22 protein-coding genes are annotated in these 18,892 nt (G+C 55.2%); 19 read left to right on the forward strand and 3 right to left on the reverse strand.

Annotation, left to right across the window (positions count from 1 at the left end):
* Positions 1 to 51 precede the first annotated feature (51 nt).
* Positions 52 to 1,185, reverse strand: a complete 1,134-nt coding sequence (locus NL116_RS24210; protein WP_494374366.1) for a hypothetical protein — start codon at positions 1,183 to 1,185, stop codon at positions 52 to 54.
* A gap of 155 nt (positions 1,186 to 1,340) precedes the next feature.
* The gene (locus tag NL116_RS24215) at positions 1,341 to 2,174 is read right to left on the reverse strand and encodes a DUF6710 family protein (protein ID WP_494374367.1); all 834 of its coding nucleotides are present in this window, start codon (positions 2,172 to 2,174) and stop codon (positions 1,341 to 1,343) included.
* Positions 2,175 to 2,427: 253 nt separating this feature from the next.
* Here NL116_RS24215 and NL116_RS24220 point away from each other — a divergent pair, with 253 nt between their 5' ends.
* From NL116_RS24220 to NL116_RS24300, 17 genes are all read left to right on the forward strand, one after another.
* On the forward strand, positions 2,428 to 2,730 hold the full coding sequence (locus tag NL116_RS24220) for an integrative conjugative element protein, RAQPRD family (protein WP_494378124.1): 303 nt from the start codon (positions 2,428 to 2,430) through the stop codon (positions 2,728 to 2,730).
* Positions 2,727 to 2,966, forward strand: coding sequence for a TIGR03758 family integrating conjugative element protein (locus NL116_RS24225; protein WP_494374368.1), 240 nt, complete (start codon positions 2,727 to 2,729; stop codon positions 2,964 to 2,966). Before NL116_RS24220 ends, NL116_RS24225 begins: the two co-directional genes overlap by 4 nt.
* A gap of 18 nt (positions 2,967 to 2,984) precedes the next feature.
* Positions 2,985 to 3,323, forward strand: a complete 339-nt coding sequence (locus tag NL116_RS24230; RefSeq protein ID WP_145017870.1) for a TIGR03745 family integrating conjugative element membrane protein — start codon at positions 2,985 to 2,987, stop codon at positions 3,321 to 3,323.
* Between the two features lie 12 nt (positions 3,324 to 3,335).
* On the forward strand, positions 3,336 to 3,716 hold the full coding sequence (locus NL116_RS24235) for a TIGR03750 family conjugal transfer protein (RefSeq protein ID WP_145017872.1): 381 nt from the start codon (positions 3,336 to 3,338) through the stop codon (positions 3,714 to 3,716).
* Positions 3,713 to 4,366: a PFL_4703 family integrating conjugative element protein gene (locus tag NL116_RS24240; RefSeq protein ID WP_494374369.1), complete on the forward strand. Its 654-nt coding sequence runs from the start codon at positions 3,713 to 3,715 to the stop codon at positions 4,364 to 4,366. The genes NL116_RS24235 and NL116_RS24240 overlap by 4 nt, the downstream gene beginning before the upstream one ends.
* Before the next feature lie 33 nt (positions 4,367 to 4,399).
* On the forward strand, positions 4,400 to 5,263 hold the full coding sequence (locus tag NL116_RS24245; RefSeq protein ID WP_494378125.1) for a TIGR03749 family integrating conjugative element protein: 864 nt from the start codon (positions 4,400 to 4,402) through the stop codon (positions 5,261 to 5,263).
* A complete protein-coding gene (locus NL116_RS24250) occupies positions 5,253 to 6,737 on the forward strand; it encodes a TIGR03752 family integrating conjugative element protein (RefSeq protein WP_494374370.1) in 1,485 nt (494 codons plus the stop codon). Before NL116_RS24245 ends, NL116_RS24250 begins: the two co-directional genes overlap by 11 nt.
* Complete coding sequence (locus NL116_RS24255) at positions 6,715 to 7,158, forward strand: TIGR03751 family conjugal transfer lipoprotein (protein WP_494374371.1); 444 nt, start codon at positions 6,715 to 6,717, stop codon at positions 7,156 to 7,158. Before NL116_RS24250 ends, NL116_RS24255 begins: the two co-directional genes overlap by 23 nt.
* On the forward strand, positions 7,158 to 10,145 hold the full coding sequence (locus NL116_RS24260) for a conjugative transfer ATPase (RefSeq protein ID WP_494374372.1): 2,988 nt from the start codon (positions 7,158 to 7,160) through the stop codon (positions 10,143 to 10,145). Before NL116_RS24255 ends, NL116_RS24260 begins: the two co-directional genes overlap by 1 nt.
* Positions 10,142 to 10,438, forward strand: coding sequence for a hypothetical protein (locus tag NL116_RS24265; protein WP_494374373.1), 297 nt, complete (start codon positions 10,142 to 10,144; stop codon positions 10,436 to 10,438). The genes NL116_RS24260 and NL116_RS24265 overlap by 4 nt, the downstream gene beginning before the upstream one ends.
* Before the next feature lie 26 nt (positions 10,439 to 10,464).
* Positions 10,465 to 11,061, forward strand: a complete 597-nt coding sequence (locus NL116_RS24270) for a DsbA family protein (protein ID WP_494374374.1) — start codon at positions 10,465 to 10,467, stop codon at positions 11,059 to 11,061.
* Positions 11,062 to 11,805: 744 nt separating this feature from the next.
* A complete protein-coding gene (locus tag NL116_RS24275) occupies positions 11,806 to 12,513 on the forward strand; it encodes a hypothetical protein (RefSeq protein WP_494374375.1) in 708 nt (235 codons plus the stop codon).
* 428 nt (positions 12,514 to 12,941) lie between these two features.
* Entirely contained in the window at positions 12,942 to 13,373 is a 432-nt protein-coding gene (locus NL116_RS24280) for a TIGR03757 family integrating conjugative element protein (protein ID WP_494374376.1), read from the forward strand.
* A 32-nt stretch (positions 13,374 to 13,405) separates the two neighbouring features.
* Positions 13,406 to 14,311, forward strand: a complete 906-nt coding sequence (locus NL116_RS24285; RefSeq protein ID WP_494378126.1) for a TIGR03756 family integrating conjugative element protein — start codon at positions 13,406 to 13,408, stop codon at positions 14,309 to 14,311.
* Positions 14,312 to 14,333: 22 nt separating this feature from the next.
* Positions 14,334 to 15,692: an integrating conjugative element protein gene (locus NL116_RS24290; RefSeq protein ID WP_494374377.1), complete on the forward strand. Its 1,359-nt coding sequence runs from the start codon at positions 14,334 to 14,336 to the stop codon at positions 15,690 to 15,692.
* Between the two features lie 10 nt (positions 15,693 to 15,702).
* A complete protein-coding gene (locus NL116_RS24295) occupies positions 15,703 to 16,083 on the forward strand; it encodes a hypothetical protein (RefSeq protein WP_494374378.1) in 381 nt (126 codons plus the stop codon).
* The gene (locus tag NL116_RS24300) at positions 16,080 to 17,600 is read left to right on the forward strand and encodes a conjugal transfer protein TraG N-terminal domain-containing protein (RefSeq protein WP_494374379.1); all 1,521 of its coding nucleotides are present in this window, start codon (positions 16,080 to 16,082) and stop codon (positions 17,598 to 17,600) included. Before NL116_RS24295 ends, NL116_RS24300 begins: the two co-directional genes overlap by 4 nt.
* Positions 17,601 to 17,658: 58 nt before the next feature.
* Here the strand turns inward: NL116_RS24300 and NL116_RS24305 are convergent, their stop codons facing one another.
* Positions 17,659 to 18,012: a hypothetical protein gene (locus NL116_RS24305; protein WP_494374380.1), complete on the reverse strand. Its 354-nt coding sequence runs from the start codon at positions 18,010 to 18,012 to the stop codon at positions 17,659 to 17,661.
* 136 nt (positions 18,013 to 18,148) lie between these two features.
* On the opposite strand from NL116_RS24305, the gene NL116_RS24310 reads away from it, so the two are divergent.
* Positions 18,149 to 18,439: a type II toxin-antitoxin system ParD family antitoxin gene (locus NL116_RS24310; protein ID WP_494374381.1), complete on the forward strand. Its 291-nt coding sequence runs from the start codon at positions 18,149 to 18,151 to the stop codon at positions 18,437 to 18,439.
* Positions 18,440 to 18,441: 2 nt separating this feature from the next.
* Positions 18,442 to 18,798: a type II toxin-antitoxin system RelE/ParE family toxin gene (locus NL116_RS24315; RefSeq protein WP_310867705.1), complete on the forward strand. Its 357-nt coding sequence runs from the start codon at positions 18,442 to 18,444 to the stop codon at positions 18,796 to 18,798.
* The last annotated feature ends 94 nt before the right edge of the window (positions 18,799 to 18,892 follow it).

The raw sequence follows: 18,892 nt of genomic DNA on the forward strand, positions 1-18,892 counted from the left end.
CGGCAAACAACCAGTTCGAGCGCCCAAGTACCCACGGCCAGACCTGGTTCTCTACCGGATTATTTTGGTATCGACGCTGGTGGATTGAAGCCTGCATAGATAGTCCAAAACCTCGACCGCATCGGCGATCACCGGCATGTCGAACTCTTCGTCAAGTCTGAGATGTCCGCTGGTCATGAGCACCCGAAGCGGGCCTTCGGTGAACATGACATTGTGGTGACCGGTGGCCGCACATGCGTGATGGAGATCCATAAGCCAATGTCCATTGAGCCGCCTCGACTTGTCCCACCGGATCGCCGCATGACAGGCGGCATGAACATAGAGCGTCGGGGAGCGCCGGGCCATGATCTTTGGTCGCAAGCGAAAGACATTGAACAGCATGGTCTGCATTTTGTCCTTGAATTGCTCTACGTCATCCTCGGAGAAGGTTTGTAGACGCTCGGCCAGAAATGATCGTGCTGCTTGGTCATCGAAGAACTTAATCGTTCCAGACACTTCCGCAGCGAAGGCCTGCTGAAAACTGCGGATGGCCGGGGCATACGCGACCATTTTCTCGTTAATGTTCTTCGCGCTACTCTCCATCGTATTGGCGAATTGATTGTCCAAATCCTGAACGGCCAGGTCTCTAAAGGTCACATTCCACATCAGGTCAATAGACGACTTCTGAAAGGTACGATTGATACGTGCATCTAGGGCTGGAGCCACAGGCACTTGCACGCCCAGAACCATCCCCGGCCTGACCCATGCCACTGAGGGATCGACACCTCCGCATCCACCGGGATCATCCATGAATCGCTTCAGCTCCATCGTCACGCGTTCGTGTTCGGTGCGAAGGCAAATACCACCGCTGAGCTCATCTAATACAGCTGCGGTGGCCAGGCGAGTGTCCGGATCAGCATGCTGCATCGTCTCGACAAACGCGGCGTCGCTCACTGGACAGACTGCTCGGCCGGATCGTACCAACTCCCGCAGGACCTCCAAGATCGCAGCATGTTCAGGCCGTCGCGCCTTTCCCAAGGAGGCCTCGCGCAGTACGACCCAATAACAAGTGTCTAGATAGATCTTCGTCTTGAGAGCAACTTCTCCGCCAAGCACCGAACACAGTTTATTGAAATAAACAGCGGGCGAGACGTCTGGTTGAGCCCGATGTCGAGCTAGGTTTGCTTCAATCTGATCTTGGTTCATCTTTTCGTCCAAATTCGTCCCGTCAAATAAATGCTTCGCTGGACTAGGGAAATCATTGAGTGAACGTGCACGAGGTGCGTTGGGTAGCCATGATGAAGCTACTTGGTTTCCCCATACAGCTGCATTCAATCTGCGGGTTAATCAACTCAACCCGTCTACAGATCCAGAAGAGTGTTCGCGCCCTGAGTTTCAGACTTAAAGGCAGGGAAATTTAGCTCGCGCATAATTCTTCCAATTTCAAAAACGGCAGCCCTGCGTGCATCTACGACGGGGGCGATTTTATCGCCGGTATGTGTATCGAAATAGTAATTTCCATCGCAGTGGAGTTCGTCGAGCAAATATCCCATGTCATAAACGTAGTCAGGTACGATTTCGCCCTCACCAGCTAAAATGCCGGCAGTGATTGAGTGATTACCTCCGTTAACAAAGCCAATACCCCAAGGTAGCCAGAGTTCGATTTGATGGTTTTCATCCTGGCACCAAGCCCCCTGAAAGCTGCGGTCCCACCTACTCCCATCAATCAGCGCTTTGCTAGAGCCAATCGTCGCTACTGCATCGACGTAACGTCTAAAGCTCCAGGCCCAAGGAAGCAAAATGTCGCGTGATAGCTTCAATCTGTAATCTTTACCCTCGAGCCTTACACCACGAAAATTCATACCGTCTGCGGTAAACATTCGCGTTCGGGTTGCCTCCCCGAAAAAAGTATTGGAGTCGATCGTCGGCAGAGCGTCCTGGCCTCGCTCAGCGACACCTAGGAGATACTCCGATTGAAGGGGGCGAAGGATGGCACGCACCAAGTCAACCAAACCCCGAGGGTTGGTCTCTGCGATGAGCTTTGACGTTTTGATGAGATGCTCGAAGCAAGCGAGTGGATGCGATTTAAGTCGCTTTGCATGTTCTTCCTGTTTCCGCTGCCTAAATCGCTGCCATCTACCAAACAAGAAAGTCTTTCGATATGAAATATTGATTGAAGGAATCTCATCGGTCATTTTTCAATCTCGTAAATGGACAGTTACAAATCATAGTTCAATCGGCGATCACGTTTAGGACTTCTCCCATCCACTCCCAGGATCTCAAGATCTCAGAGCATCAGAAGAAATCCAAGAGATCTCGATAATGGATTTCTTGCGGCAACCCCCTCCCTGAACACGGCAAGCTGACGGCAACAGGAATTACCAGAGCCCAGCCGTGAACCAGTATCAGCCCCTCACAGCCCTGACTTACCGCCTTGCCCGGGCGGGCCTGATCGTTCTGATCGGATGCTGCACGCACATCCCCCTCGCTGCTGCCGCATCTGCCTCAGAGCAGGCCAATCTCGAAGTGATGATCCGCCAATTGAACGCATTGGAGGACACCGCCCGCCGTAGCGCGAAAGTCACTGACGAACCAGGTAAGCGCTTCTTCTTCGATTACCAACGTCTTGCCGGCGACATTGAGCGCATTCGCCACGGCCTGGAGGGTTACTTGACCCCCAGCCGGGCACAACCGCGTGATCCGGCAGAGATTTCAGGGGACTACACCAAAACCGGAGTGGGCAATCCATGAGTATGAGCGGTGCACAGTCCTCAGCGTTCCAAGCGGCCGCAGGTTTCACAGCCTCGTCCAGCTACACGCTGTTCGTGGGGTTCGCCGTGGGACTTACATTCCTTTGGGGGGCTTGGGCTCTCTATAGCTGCTACCGAGGCTGGGCAACCGGAAACCTTGATCGCTCGATCGCATTGCCCTCAGCGATACGCACCGTTCTGCTCTGCATGATCCTCACCGTTTTTGTTCTCAGCTAACCACACAGGAGTTAAACCATGTCTCGTAACTTGAAAGTGAAATCTGCGATCGCAGGAGCTGTCGTCCTACCTCAGATGGCATCAGCGGCACTTCCCCAAGCTCAAACCCCGACTCGCGGCGAAGGCAGCAATATTCTCCAGACCATTCAGAACTGGGGGTTTGACGGTTTCATGCTTATCGGCCTGCTCATTCTGGGCGTCATGTTCTTAGGCGTGGCCTGGCATGCCTTCGGTGTCTATCACGAAATACACGATGGCAAGAAAAAGTGGCGCGACCTGGGGGCCACAGCGACGGTGGGTGTGGGCATTTTGGGTGTCGGCATTTATCTGGTAACCAAAGCCACCGGCATCCTTTAAAGAGCGCTTGTCATGGCAGACATTCTGGACGACGGCACCTTGAGTTTCTTACCAGTGCGACTGAACAACCAGCCGGTTGTGATGGGAGGCCTCACTGCTGACGAGATGTGGGCCACTGTCGCGATCAGTGCAGGTTCGGGCTTCGTATTGGGCATTCCGATTGCGATTCTTTTCCATAACTGGTCGCTGATCATCGTTGGAGCGCTGGTCGGCGGAGTGCTTGGGCTGACCGTGGCTAGTCGGGTCCTACGTCGCATGAAACGTGGTCGTCCAGAAACCTGGGTGTACCGCCAGCTCCAACTGAATGTCGCCCTTCACTTCCCGTCCTGGAACTCATCCCGCCTCATTACACGCACCGGCGCGTGGACCTGTCATCGCACGGAGGGTGCATGAGCTACCGCAAGAAAGTCGACTCGCAGCAGGCCCACATCTATAGCTTGCGTCTGGTCATTGGCCTGCTGATCGGCCTGGGGCTGTACATGGCTTACGGATGGCAAAGCGCGCCGCGCGACCTGACCATTCATGTCCCACCTGACCTTCGCTCAGGCAGTACCCGGAAATGGTGGGACATCCCACCAGAGTCGGTTTATTCCTTTGGTTTGTACATCTTCCAGCAGATGAACCGTTGGACGTCAGATGGTGAGACGGACTACGAGGACAATATTGCTCGACTGGCCGGCTACCTGACACCCAGCTGCAGAACATATCTGGAGAAAGATTTCGAGCTACGGCGCAACAGCGGAGAACTGCGCAAACGCGAGCGCGGTGTTTCCGAAATCCCCGGGCGAGGTATTGACGACGCATCTGAACAGCATATCGAGCAACACAGCATCAACGACTGGACGATCAACCTGGATATTGTTGCGGATGAGTATTACGGCGGCGAACGCGTGAAGCGTGCTTTTGCCCGGTATCCGCTGCACATCATTCGGTCCGACACCGACCCGGAAAAGAATCCTTTCGGCCTTACCTGGAACTGCTACAGCAGCAACCCTCAGCGCATCGAGGTCCCCGACTCCCCCGTGAAAGCTGGAGGCAAGTAAATCGTGCGGACCTTCATTTATGCATTGATCCTGATGGCCAGCCTGACTGGATACGCCCAGGCTGTTGAAATACAGCGCTGGGAACGTATCCCTCTGGCAGTGCCCTTGATTGTGGGCCAAGAACGCATTGTCTTCGTTGACCAAAACGTGCGCGTCGGACATCCGCGCACCTTGGTAGGAAAGCTACGAGTTCAGAGCACGGGCGGTGCCATCTACTTATTGGCCAACGAACCTATCGAGCCTACCCGCCTACAGCTGCAAAACATGACCTCCGGCGAGATCATGTTGGTCGATATTGCTGCCAGTATCGGCAAAGCGAATCAAGCGGCACTCGAACCCGTAAAAATCGTTGCCGGCGAGCAGCAAAGCAGCCGTTATGGCCAGGTCAGCACACCACAAAAATCGACACTGAATCGTTCCCGCGAAGAATCAGTAGTTCAGGAGTCCAGCGAGGATCCTCCTGCCGTAAGGCGTGAAACCCCGGTACCGGTAGTCATCACTCGCTATGCCGCCCAGATGCTGTACGCCCCCCTTCGCACCGTTGAACCTGTCGCGGGCATTTCCCAGGTCAATCTCAATCGGCGCCTCGATCTATCGACTCTAATCCCTACCCTGCCTGTCGAAGCTTCGGCATTGGGGGCCTGGCGTATGGATGGCTACTGGGTCACGGCGGTGAAACTTCGAAACACCAGCGCCCAACACCTGACGCTGGATCCCCGTGAATTGATGGGCGATTTCGTGGCTGCGACCTTTCAGCATCCCTATTTGGGGGTGAAAGGAGATGCCAGCGACACGACGACCGCCTACCTAGTAACTCGCGGCCACGGGTTAGCAGAGTCTCTGTTGCCGTCGAAAGTTGGACAAATCGATCCGAAGGGAGGACGCCGTGAAGAATAATCCTCTCCTGAAATTTCTGGTCATTCCGTTCGCCATTTTGGCGATCGTCCTGATGGTAAAGATGCTTGGCTCATCCGCTGCCCAACAGCAACAAAGCGAAGGAACTCCGAAGCTCACTGAGGGACAAGCCAAAAAGCTCGGCGTGGACGGTGACACAGCCAGCGATACCCTTCGGACGATGGTCGCGGAAAGTAAACAGCTCAAAGACCAGATCAACACGGCGCTCAAGGGAAACGACGAACTGAAGCAGCAGAACCTGGAACTGCAAAGGCGTCTGCAGAACATCGATCAGACAGTGGATAGCCGGCTGCAAAATGTCCAGAACACGCTGAAACAGGAGGCCCAGCAACAAAATCAAAGCCTCGTTGATACGCTGAAGCAGCAGTACGACTCGTTGGCCAACAAGCAGAACGTTGGTAACTCTGCTGGAGCAGACCTCCCGATTGGGTTCGGCGTGCAGCCAGGAGACGGGCAAAGCTTTGAGCGTACCCCTGGCCTGGAGATGGTCTGGATAGAACCGCAGGACGCTACACCGGTTGATGCCAACGGCAAGCCGATCCCGAACGGTTCGAACCAGACCGCGAATGGTTTCAACTTCCCGACATCATTTGGCGCAACACTGGATCGCGGACAAAACGCCCTCAGTAACGGTGTTCAGAATGTTGCCGGCGAAGTGTCTTCGCAGGAAGCACGTAAACAAGTACGCAAGGTTTACACGCTTCCACAGAGCTCAACGCTCATGGGATCCGTGGCCATGTCAGCGCTGATTGGTCGAATTCCTATTGATGGAACAGTCAACGACCCTTACCCCTTCAAGGTTCTGATAGGCCCGGAAAATCTGACGGCCAATGGCATTGATTTACCCGACGTTGCAGGGGCAGTCGCCAGCGGGACTGCATCCGGCGATTGGACCTTGTCGTGCGTGCGCGGCCAGATTCGAAGCCTGACCTTTGTCTTCAATGACGGCACCGTGCGGACACTTCCCGCTCCGGCCGACGAGGCGAATGGCAACCAGAACTCCAGTCAGAACAGCGGAAATCAGCAGACCATCCAAGGCGGTCTGGGCTGGATCAGCGACGCTTACGGTATTCCATGCATCAGCGGTGAGCGCAAAAGCAACGCCTCTCAATACATTGGCTCTCAGGTGCTGATCACCGCTGCCGGCGCCGGCGCTGCGTCTTTGATCAAATCAGACGGGAACAGCAGCTCCGTCGTTTCAACCCCCGGCGGGACAGTGAGTACCACCGGAATCTCTGGCAACGAGGCCATGGGCAAGATCATTGGCCAAGGCGTCAACGATGTCTCCAGTTGGGTCAACAAACTCTATGGCCAGGCCTTTGCCGCCGTATACGTGCAACCCGGGGCGAAGGTTGCGGTTCACCTGGATCAACAGCTCGCCATCGATTACGAGCTCAAGGGCCGCAAGGTCGACTACACCTCTGGAGCCGGTCATGTCTCTACCACTCTCGACTAAGTTGGGTCTGAAGGTCTGCATCAGCCTGATCATTGCGTTGCTCCTTCCGGGCTGCTCGACGAGCAAGGATGAAATGCTGCCCCATGGCGACAACACCATGCTGGATGTCTGGGATCAGGGCACCGCGGGCTCCATCGGGAGTGCCGGCAGCCGTCAACTCCTAGATGCACGTCTGACCTTGCGTAGGCCGCTGGAGTCGGATCAAGGAAAGTCGCTGGAGACCAATAGCGCCTTCACACGAACTTCGCAAAACGAGATCTACAGCCAGTTCAAGCGCCTGCCGAACCCGGACCTGGTCATGTACATCTTCCCCCATCTCGCAGGGTCTGACCCGGCGCCAGTGCCGGGCTACACAACAGTATTCCCGCTCTACCAACGCGTGCAGTACGCCATGCCTGGAGAACGGACGGAGGACTATTGATGGGACTGTTTGAAGGATTCAAAACACGTAAAGACGCCGAACGCGTTGAACCGGGTGTGCAGCCGACCAACGTTGATATCGACGTGGCCACCGCCACCATCGATGGGGATAAAAGCCCGGAAGCATCCCCTGCCGAACAGTTCGAAGCCGCCTCACAGCGATATTTCGAACGCCTTGCGGCCCTTGGGATTCCCTCCCCTGATGACTGGAGAAATCCAAAGCAGAAACCTGCCACGACCGCCGACGTGGCCAAACTGTACAACGTCAACCCGTCGTTCGTGGATTTACTGCCCTGGGTGGATTACCTGCACGGCGAGAAGGCCATGCTGCTGGAGGATGGGGTTTCTCGTGCTGCTTTTTTCGAGCTGACACCGATCGGCACCGAAGGACGTGACCCTGAATGGCTTCGCAAAGCCCGGGACGCCTTGGAGAACGCGCTGCAGGATTCGTTTGACGAACTGGAGACCTCCCCATGGGTCGTCCAGATGTACGCACAGGACGAAACCAGTTGGGACGAGTATCTCCAGCAACTGCACAACTACATCCAGCCCCGCGCCAAAGGTACTGCGTTTACCGAGTTGTACCTGAAGCTATTCAAGCAGCATCTCGAAGCCATCTCCAAACCGGGAGGCCTCTTCGAGGACACGAAGGTCAGCCAACTTCCGTGGCGAGGTCAGCAGCGCCGCGTTCGAATCGTGATCTATCGTCGCGCCAAAAGCGGCAGCAACGTTCGTGGCCAAGAATCCGCTCCTTACTTGAAGGTTATTTGTGATCGCCTGATGGGTGGGCTGGCGAACGCCGGCATCAAAGCCAAACGAATGGATGGACAGGCGATCCGTCATTGGCTCGTCCACTGGTTCAACCCACGCCCCGATCATCTCGGGCCGACTGATGCAGATATCCGCCGCTTCTACGACCTGGTCTGCGACGAGGCTCCAACTACTGAGGAAGGTGAACTGCCGCTCGCCAGCGGCACCGACTTTTCGCAAAATATTTGCTATCGCGAGCCCCTGTCCGACGTGGAAAAAGGATTGTGGTACTTCGATGGTATGCCTCACCGGGTGGTCATGCTCGATCGCTTGCGCGAGCCGCCCAAGACCGGACACCTGACCGGTGAGACCCGTAAGGGCGGCGACGCGCTGAATGCGCTGTTCGACAAAATGCCGGAAGACACCATCCTCTGCATCACCCTGGTCATCACCCCGCAGGACACACTTGAAGGTCATTTAGAGCAATTGTCTCGCAAAGCTGTCGGCGACACTCAAGCCTCGATCCTCACCCGTGAAGACGTCTCGACCGCGCGTCAATTACTGGGTCGCAAACACAAACTGTATCGGGGCAGCGTGGCGTTCTTTCTGCGCGGTCACGACCAACCGCAGCTACATGAGCGCAGCCTCCAGCTCAGCAACGCGTTGCTGGGAGCAGGCATGGCACCAGTAGAACCGCGGGATGAAGTCGCGCCGTTAAATAGCTACCTTCGCTGGCTGCCCGGTAATTTCGACCCGAACCAGCGGCGAGCGCTCGACTGGTACACCCAGCTAATGTTTGCCCAGCATATCGCTAACCTGGCTCCAGTCTGGGGTCGGTCTACCGGAACCGGGCATCCTGGCTTGACTCTGTTCAATCGAGGTGGCGCGCCACTGACGATTGACCCACTGAACAAACTCGACCGACAGATGAACGCGCACTTGTTCGTGTTCGGTCCCACCGGGGCCGGTAAGTCTGCGACCCTCAACAATCTGGTCAATCAGCTGATAGCGGTCTACCGGCCGCGCCTGTTTATCGTTGAAGCCGGTAACAGCTTTGGGCTGACAGGTGACTTTGCCCAACGCCTGGGGCTGACCGTCAACCGCATCAAGCTCTCCCCGGGCTCTGGTGTGAGCCTGGCTCCCTTTGCTGACGCAGCTCGGCTGGTAGAAGCCCCTGACCAGGTGAAAATCCTCGATGCCGAAGACCTGGAGTCATCCGACGCGCACCTGGACAGCCAAGAAGACGATCAACGGGACATCCTCGGCGAGCTGGAGATCGTCGCTCGCCTGATGATCACCGGTGGCGAGGAGAAAGAGGACGCCCGTTTGACTCGCGCCGATCGCAGTGCCATTCGCCATTGCATCCTCGACGCTGCAAAAACCTGTGTGGCTGACAATCGGACCGTATTGACTCAGGACGTCCGCGACTCGCTGCGTGCAGCCGGCATGCAGGAAGGCATGCCTGAGCCACGGCGCAACCGAATGCTGGAGATGGCCGAGGCCATGGACATGTTCTGCATGGGCGCCGACGGCGAGATGTTCAACCGCGAAGGTACGCCTTGGCCTGAGGCGGATTTGACGATCGTTGACTTGGCCACCTACTCCCGTGAGGGCTACAACGCACAGTTGTCGATCGCCTATATCTCGCTGCTCAACACCGTGAACAACATCGCTGAGCGCGACCAGTTCAAGGGCCGCCCTATCGTCAAGCTGACTGACGAAGGGCACATCATCACCAAGAACCCATTGCTTTCGCCCTACGCCGTCAAGATCACCAAAATGTGGCGAAAGCTCGGCGCCTGGTTCTGGCTCGCCACGCAGAACGTCGACGACTTGCCACCGGCAGCGGCGCCGATGCTGAACATGATCGAGTGGTGGATCTGCTTGAACATGCCACCGGATGAAGTGGAAAAGATCGCCAAGTTCCGGGAACTGACCCCCTCTCAGAAAGCACTGATGCTGTCCGCTCGTAAAGAGAGCGGCAAATACACCGAAGGGGTGATTCTCTCGAAGAGCATGGAGGTGCTGTTCCGTGCGGTCCCACCGAGCCTCTATCTCGCCTTGGCAATGACCGAACCCGAAGAGAAAAAACAGCGCTACGACGTGATGCAGGCAACTGGCGTCGACGAGTTAGGCGCCGCCATTCAGATCGCAGCAGATCTGGACCGGCTGCGTGGAATCGAACCGCACATCATCACCTTTCCCGAACAAACTACGGCCTTGGAGCGCCAGGCATGAGAACACTGAATACCCTGACCCAGAACCTGATTGAAAGCCTGACCCAGTTGCTTCAAAAACCTGAGGAGGACGCCCTCGAAACCCTCAAGGTCTGTGCTCCGGTACTGATCGAACAACTGCAACAGGTACTCATTCGAGCGGTGGACCGCCGTGACATTGAATCCCAGCTTCGCATCGTGCTCGATGAATGGCTGCGGTTGCATCCTCAGCCTGAAACAGCTGAACACGCCTTAATTGAGGCTCTGCGCAAACAGGCACTTATTCCGACGCACAGCGCTAAGGCGCCGGCATGAGTCGCCTACCTACCAGGTGGGCAGTCGTGGGGGTAATTATTATTGGGTTGATAGTGGCCTGCTTGCCATTGATTCGTCACCTAGTAGTTAAGTCGCACCACATAGGGCCTTGGGTATTCGGCCCTTCGGATGCGAGGTGGACTGTCACGGAATATGCGGATCTGGAATGCCCTTTCTGCAAGACCTATACGCCAGAGCTAAAGGCGTGGGTACGGCAACGGAACGATGTGAATCTACAGTGGCACCATCTGCCGCTGGACATTCACGGCACCGCTGCACTGCGCGAGGCGCAGCAAGTCGAATGCGCGGGTAAGTTGGGTGGGGCGGATGCGTTCTGGGAAGCCGTCGCTCAAGTATTTGACCGCACGCGCAGCAACGGTTTGGGCTACGAGGGACAGCTGGTTGTTACCGGCGTCGACGGGGCGGAACTGGAGGCTTGCGCTACTGGTAATGCAGAGGTTGCATCCCTCATCCGTCAGCACATCCAGGAAGCCTCAAAAGCAGGTATTGCTGCGACTCCTTCCATGCTGATCAGAGATAATAAAACGGGGAAAACCATCAAGCTGGAGGGGGCCGTGGATGGGACTACTCTCCTATCTGCGTTCGACTGGCTTTCGCAATAAGCGATGCGTTGGTCAAAACCGTTCCCGGTCGATAGCCAATCAGCATTGACGCTCAGCAACCGTGCGATTGTCTTCATTCGCTGCTGGGGAATACCGCGCTCAAACCAGTTGGTGATACACGCAGGGGTGACTCCCAAAAACTCTGCGATGGCTGTCGGTGAGATACCGTAGTCACATAACATCCGACGGAGGCGCTGACCCGAGGCTCGACGAATACGTCGTCGAGCGCTGGAAGTCGGCCTGACTTCTCCCGTTTCACGTAGCCCATTGATCATGACCATTGTTTTCTCCCTGATAGAATCATCGCTCCAAGCGATCGGAAATAATTATAAACACGGCGCTGACTCCATTCCGTAGAAACATACGCGCTCAACAGCGACGCGGATAAAACCCACAGACATCCTTCCACCTCCCTTACAGAACTTGCTTTCACCCTGTCCCTTCACGCCAAAATGTAACCGCGCACTCATTTTCTCAGCACAGTTAAACGAAAGCACGGCCGGCCGGATGCACAGAAAATTCAGCCTGAATTCCAGAAGGTAGACTGATTAGTGGCAAAATAGTAGCCTTCCCTACTTATAGGTGTGTCCACCTCGTTGGACACAGCTAACTTCTGCCAATGAAGGACGAACCATGGCTGACAAAATTAAGCGACGCAGAACCCCTAGAGAGAACGAACTTCAAACTGCAATAGTTTCATGCCTACAACTATGGTGTTACAAGAAAGACATCAGGTGTACGTCAATGAATCTTTATGCAAATCAGCAAGGGGACGGGCTCGGAAAATTATGTGCAGACTTCATCACAACACTAAACGACTCCGAAATCTTACTTGCCGAAGTAAAAGTCCACAAATCCGGAAAGCTACTATCATATAACAACGAACAATATGAATATGACCTAGAGCTCGAAAAATACGGCTTCCCAATTCTATATGTTTACAACATGCCAACTGAGTTACCGTACTACCAAAAACCACAGCCCGAAGGTTTTGCTGAGCAAACACTGAAAGCCGTCAACTACTCCAAACCCTCATTACTACCCAATATTTTCCCTCACACAAAAACTCACAATAATTTGCTCGACTACCTCACTAGCTTTCAATCTTCGGGAGAAGACAAGATTACAAGATTTGCGGAGCTGTTTGGTATCTTGCGTTCTGAAGCGTTACTGAGCAACGGCCTTTTAATGTTAGTTTATGGCACAACCAAAGTAGATTTATTTGAAGATATAGATGGTGAAACGCTCAGCAAAGTTATCAATTCACTGGCACATGGAGCAGCAGGAAATTATTTGAGTCCGCAAGACCAGGCACTTCTTAACGACTTCCTAGCAGAAGAAGCAAAAGCTTTCGCACGTTGGGACCTTGCTAAGAAAACACAACCATCGCCATCAACACCTCAGAACCCTGGACCGAGCAATAGTGGCAGTGGGTCTTCCCCAAGCCCCTAACGCCCATAAACCAACTGCAGAAAAGGTGCCAGCCTGAACTAAACCACAAGCCAAAACATTGTTACAGCTACTTCACTGACGCTACGAATCAATAAAAAGGAATCTAATATGTTAGTCGAGCTACCTCCATTTTTGCTATCAACTCTTGAATTGGTCAATTCTCTACAAATGGCTGCACTGAAAGAAGACAACATTGTCAAAGTGAAACAGCTTCAAGAGGACCTTGGACGCGAACGAGCAATGCTGTTGCTGCTTCTGAATCAGGCCGTCGACTCCACTCGGACTGCTACAGGCGAGTAATGTGGGAAGGCCCCTTAAAACTCAACGGAACTAGATAGGAAATAGTCCACAGGTCCAAATCCTATTTTTTGCTGCATCCATCAGCATGTTCGATTCTGCTGTACCTGAATTTCTTCAGGTACAGCGCCATGATCTACACCCGTCACATCTCCAGCCTAGCGCTGCGTCGGCTATTGCCGATCGCGCTGCTATGCGTCTCAGCCTTCGCTCAGGGCGAAACCTGGGTCGTCACCGATCAGGCACACCCAGTGACCAGCACTGCGGGTTTTCGGATCATCCGCCTTGATGAGCAGCAACGTCTCGAAGAGCAATTGACCAAAAAGCTGCCCCCGAACCCAACGCAGGCAGCAGCAAGCATCCAAGCCTACTTGTCCAGTCCAGATGGAAAGCGGTTCCAGCGCGAGCTCGCCCAGGCTCAACAGGCTGCTACGGACGCATGGAGCCTTGGGGTCAAAAAAATCCCGGCCGTGGTCGTTGATCAGCGATACGTCGTTTATGGCGAAGCAGATGTGAATACCGCCGTAGGAATTATCGACAGAGCCCGGAGCATGCAGCGATGAAGCGTATACCTCGACTGCTGCGCCCATTATCGATGGCTATGACCCTCAGCCTTTCATTCTCGGCATCGGCCGCCGTAACCTCTGCAGCGATCATTTCATCGACTCTTTCACCTGCGTGTCTTGAGTACAAGGTGGTTGGAATCTGCTACTGGCTGCTATGCACGCCTTTCGGCTGCAAGGTCAAAACATCCACCAAAGTTCGACACTACGTCCCGGATGCAGTGGTTTCAGCGTATTCGGATACGGGGATGAATCCTTGGGTGGAAATGTCCTCTCTCGGCACGCCCAATTCTTCAGCTCAAGCGGGCAATGACGGAACCACGAACCACATCGGCGAAAACAACATCACCAAGTTTAAGGAGGCCGATGTCATCGGGCATCCCGGTGGTGCAACTTTCAGCCAATTCGCCAGCAGTTCGGGCTATGCCTGCAAGGGCGCGACTTTGCCACTGGTACCGTACTTTCTCAGCACCCTCGACCCCATCGCTTGGCGATATGGCGTGCCCGAGTCCGTCTTCCCTGAAGCTCTAATTCCTGGAAGACGTGAAGTCGGGAGCACTATGACCGGAAATCAGTGGGGAAACATTTACCCACGCAGTGGATTCCTCCATCAGACCGATGACTACAAGACCGGTGCCGTCATCGCCCAGCGCGCAGGCGACATCACCACGCGCAAAGGTCAGATACACGTCTACCTACCAATGCTCGCAACAGCTCAGGACGGTTATTGGCCCGCTGGAGAGCTGAAAGAAGGTGATGCCACCACTGGCAAGTGGCAGGAACTCACACCAACGCTTAGCCAATCATGCGCGGTGTTCCCCAGCAGCAGCCCACAAGTTCAAGCCCAGGACGGAGGCTACGCCTGGGCCCTGTGGCGGCCGTATTCATGCTGCCAGCGACGCGGCCAAACGTTTTTAGGCAGCACTGACTTCCAATGAACCTCAGAGATCGGAGCACGATATGAAACTCAGTCCTTGGGCGATCGGACTCGCCTGCAGTCTCGTCAGTGCAGCAGCGTTATCTGCTGGCCCAATTAACGCCTCATCGTCCGGCAGTGTGATCGGCGACGACGTGCTCTACAGCATCGGCGGCGGCAATGCAGTGACGATGGGCAGCGCTGGCAACATGGACAGCATCTCGGTGGGAGGTGGCTGGAGCAACAACCTGGTCTGCGGGAACATGAACCTGAGCAACACACTAGAAAACCAGTTGAACGGGGCGACCTCCGGATTCCAGAACATCATGACATCGGTGGTATCAAACGCCACCGGTGCCGTCGCCTCTCTGCCGGCACTGATTCTCCAGCGATCCAACCCGGCACTCTACAACTTGATCACCAACGGAATCCTGCAGGCCAGGCTCGACTTCGATCGGTCGAAAGGCACCTGCCGGGCCATTGCAGACAAGATGGCAGATGTCGCCGGCAATCAGATGGGATGGGGCAAGATTGCTGAGGGTCAGGCAATGAGCCAGACCCTGACGGCAAACACGGACGCCGTCTCGGCGATTGAACAAGTCGAGAAAAAGGGTGGTGACGATGGCGTTACCTGGGTCGGTGGCGATCGAGCCGGAGGCTCAGGGCAAAAGCCTATCCGGATCGTGGGGGACGTAACCAAGGCCGGTTACAACCTGCTGAACAAACGAGCTGCCGGCGACACCTCATCGATTAGCAAGGACAGCTGCAACAACGGCCTGATTTGCAATGTGTGGTCTTCGCCACAGGAGGCAACCACCTTTGCCAACCGCGTGCTTGGCGAACAGCAACAACAAACCTGTGACAGTTGCCCAAAAACGGTGACCGCTGCTGGGGTAGGACTCACTCCCCTGATCCAGGAAGCCTATGACACCAAACTGAAAGCGTTGCAGGAGCTGCTGACCGGCAGCAAAGCCATGTCCGTAGAAAATCTCCAGACAGCGAGCAGCAACTCGCTGCCGATAACCCGAGGCGTCGTGAGCGCGTTGAAGGACGAACGTGATCAGGATGTTCTGGCCCGTCGGCTTGCTTCAGAGGTGGCTCTCTCCGATGTCCTGGAGAAAGCTCTGGCACTGCAACGCACGATGATGGCCGGCAGCAAGGAGCCCAACGTCGCGGCCAATGACCTCGCCGTGCAGGCGGTGAGCCAACAGAGTTCTGCGCTCCAGCAGGAGATCGGCAACCTGAAGATGGAGCTCGACATGCGCCAACAGCTCGCGCAGAACTCGCCGATGAAGATTATCGAAAGAAGCAAAGCTAGAGCCGAGAACTCCCGTGGCGTGCTGCAGGGTGACCCAGAAACTGGTCGCCTGAATCAGCTGCAGTCGCCAAAGACTAATCAGTGAGGACTTGGCCATGATCGATACTCAGGATGTAATCATCAAACCACGTCGTTCAATGGCTCGCAGAGTGATAAGGGGGACACTCGTAACAGTGGTCTGCCTTTTTCTGCTCAGCGCCCTGGCGATCATGCTCAACGCTGTACTGTTCCGTTTCTTCGGTGGTGTGCAGGCCTGGCAGGAATGGCGTATCGATCACTACTGGCACCTTCTGGCATGGCGGTTGGCACTCTACACCGGTCTGGCAATTACCTGGTTCAAACTGAAAACGCGCCTCCCGGAACAGGACGCGAAGCAGAGCAATAAACGTCTACGTAAAATAGAGGTTCTGGTCGTGCTGTTGGTGCTGCTCATCGAGCTCAGCAAACTGGCGTTTCAACCGGGAGGTGTGTCGTGACCCTCTACACGAATGACTACCTGGAGTATTACCTGACGCTGGTCGGTTGGCTGATCAACAACGGTATTTGGGCGATGATCCAGGACACTGGGTTATTCGCTGTGCCCTTCTGCATTATCGTGCTTAGGGAGTGGCTCAAAGTCCGCGGGGAAGGCGCTGACGAGGGCAACAAGGGTGTACTTTCCCTGGCGCGGATCGAAACCAGTATCTATGTCGGCTACGTTGTCGTTGCGTTATGTGGCGTGCCAGCTGTCAATGTCAGCTTCGATACTCTGCACTTTGATCAAACCCGGGCACAGCAGTGTCAGTACACCCTTCCGGCCCCGGCCGATACCGGATGGAACACGTCGTTCAGTAGCTTGGCGGGGAAAAGCGCGCAGATGCCAGTCTGGTGGGCCTTCATGCACGCCCTCTCCAAAGGGGTAACCAATGGGGCAGTCGCGTCGATCCCTTGCGGCACAGACCTTAGGCAGATGCGGATGGATGTCGACAACGCGCGCATCAGCAATCCTCTGCTCGCCCAGGAAGTCGCCGATTTCACCCATGACTGCTACGGCCCCTCCCGAGCCCGTTTGTTCATGCGACAACCCGAGTTAGGGTCTGCTGCAAGCAAATCTGAAACGCTCCAGGATCTGAGCTGGATCGGCTCACACTTCTTCCTCAATACCTCTGGGTACTACGACACTGACTACTCCAAGACGCCACGGACCTCGTGGCCATACAACGCAACCCGAGATGCCGGTCTTCCGGAAGTTTCAGGTGGAGGGGGCTATCCGACGTGCAAACAGTGGTGGTCAGACGGAGGAATCGGGCTAAAGGACAGGATTCAAGCACAGGTGGATCCTGACCTGATGACCAAGTTCCTTGGCTGGGCCAAGTGGCTGTCCTCGGATGAAGTCAATGAGGCAGTGATCAGGCAACTCGTAGCCCCTTCAAGCCAAGTCCAGGGAGATGTTTACTCTGACTACGGAGGCCAGATCGGCGGTACCGTCTGGAACGGCATGGCCCGCACTGGCGGTACGTTTGGTATTGCTCTTGGATCACTCGCCTACTTTCCGGCGATGGACATGGTGCGCCAAGCGCTTCCCATGATCATGGCCTTCTTGAAGATGGCGATGGTGATCAGCATGCCCATGGTCCTGGTGGTCGGGGCATACCAGCTGAAAACTGCCATGACTATGACAGTGGTCTTCTTTTCGCTGATCTTCGTCGACTTCTGGTTCCAACTGGCAAGGTGGGTGGACAGCACCATCCTCGATGCCCTCTACGGTTCAGGCTCACCTCATCTGAGCTTTGATCCAGTGATGGGGCTGAACACTGCAACCCAAGACGCCATTCTCAACTTTGTGATGGGTGCGATGTTTGTGATCTTGCCGCTCTTTTGGATCGCAGCATTAGGGTGGGCAGGTGTTGCGACTGGGGATGTGCTTGGCGGTCTCGCAAGAGGCTCCCAACCCGTACAGCAAGCCGGTGGAAGTGCCGCTGAGCTGGTAAAAGGAGGTCTCAAGGGGAAATAACGCTTAACTGAACGAGGGGGCCATAAAGGCCTCCTCAACTGACGCTGATGCATCCGATTTAGTGGTTTTCGTTCGCGGGATTCTGATCAGGAACTTCAAGCTCGCCAAGCCAGTTCAACTTGCGACCAAACACGTCTTTCTCGAACAGGCCCGCCTCATCCGTCCCTGCGATACCTTCACCGGCCAGGCTCACTCTAGACAGCCCCCAGAGGATTAACGCAATCGAAACCAACGTCATTGCGGCCGCCGCTAACCAGCTACCGAATTGGGCGATGACTACCATAGCAACAACCACCGCGATCCGTTTCAACCAACGAAGTCGAGCATTACCGCCGGAGAACACCGTGGCCGCAACTCGACCCAGGCCGTAGCCAAGGCTATGAGCAATTCCCTGTGGTCGTTGTGCGGTCATGACGCGATTCTCCGTTGAGCCTCCTAGTCGAGGCATCTTTGTAGCAGGTATAAACTGAAAATTAGGCTTTCGCAAGTCAATTGGCATAATATGCCAACAAGAAGTACCGCCCTCCCCTTAGTAACTGGAGCACACCATGGCCACTCGAAACGTAGTCCTTACCGACCATTTGGAAAAGGTCGTGAATGACCTTGTTCTGTCGGGTCGTTACCAAAATGCCAGTGAAGTCTTGCGTGAAGGCCTCCGTCTACTGGAAAAGCGCGAAGCCGAAGAAGCCGCCAAGCTCGACGCGCTGAGACATGCCACCTCGATAGGATTAATGGATCTGGAACAGGACCGCTTCATTGAAGTCCGCAGTGAGGATCTAGGGAGCCTTCTGGCGGATATCGGTAATCAGGCCGCCCAATCCGTCGCAGAGAAACATTGAGCATGACGCAGTACCGAATTTCTGACACAGCGCTCTCTGACATAGCGGACATTCTGAAACACTCCCAATTACAGTTCGGCACCGGCGCCAGAGTCCGTTACCAAGAGCTCTTACGCACAGCTATCGAGGACTTGGCCCTTGTGCCGAATAGAATCGGTAGCAGCATGCGAGACGAGGTCGCACTCGGCTTAAGAAGCTTTCATCTGGTCCATTCGCGCAAACGGGCTGCCACGGCAAATGGCATGGTCCAACGCCCTCGGCATATCGTCTTTTACCGACTAGCCGACGATCAGGTTATCGAGATTGTCCGGATCCTGCATGACGCGATGGAGGCCAGGTTTCACCTCCCGCAGGACTGACCCACCAAATGGCCCAAATGGTAAATGGCTTTTTCAAGCGAAGGGAATGGTTCACAAGGGTAAAAGCCTTACCTGAAAGGGCCGCTTTTAGCGG

It is taken from the genome of Pseudomonas sp. FBCC-B1667 (assembly GCF_059133255.1).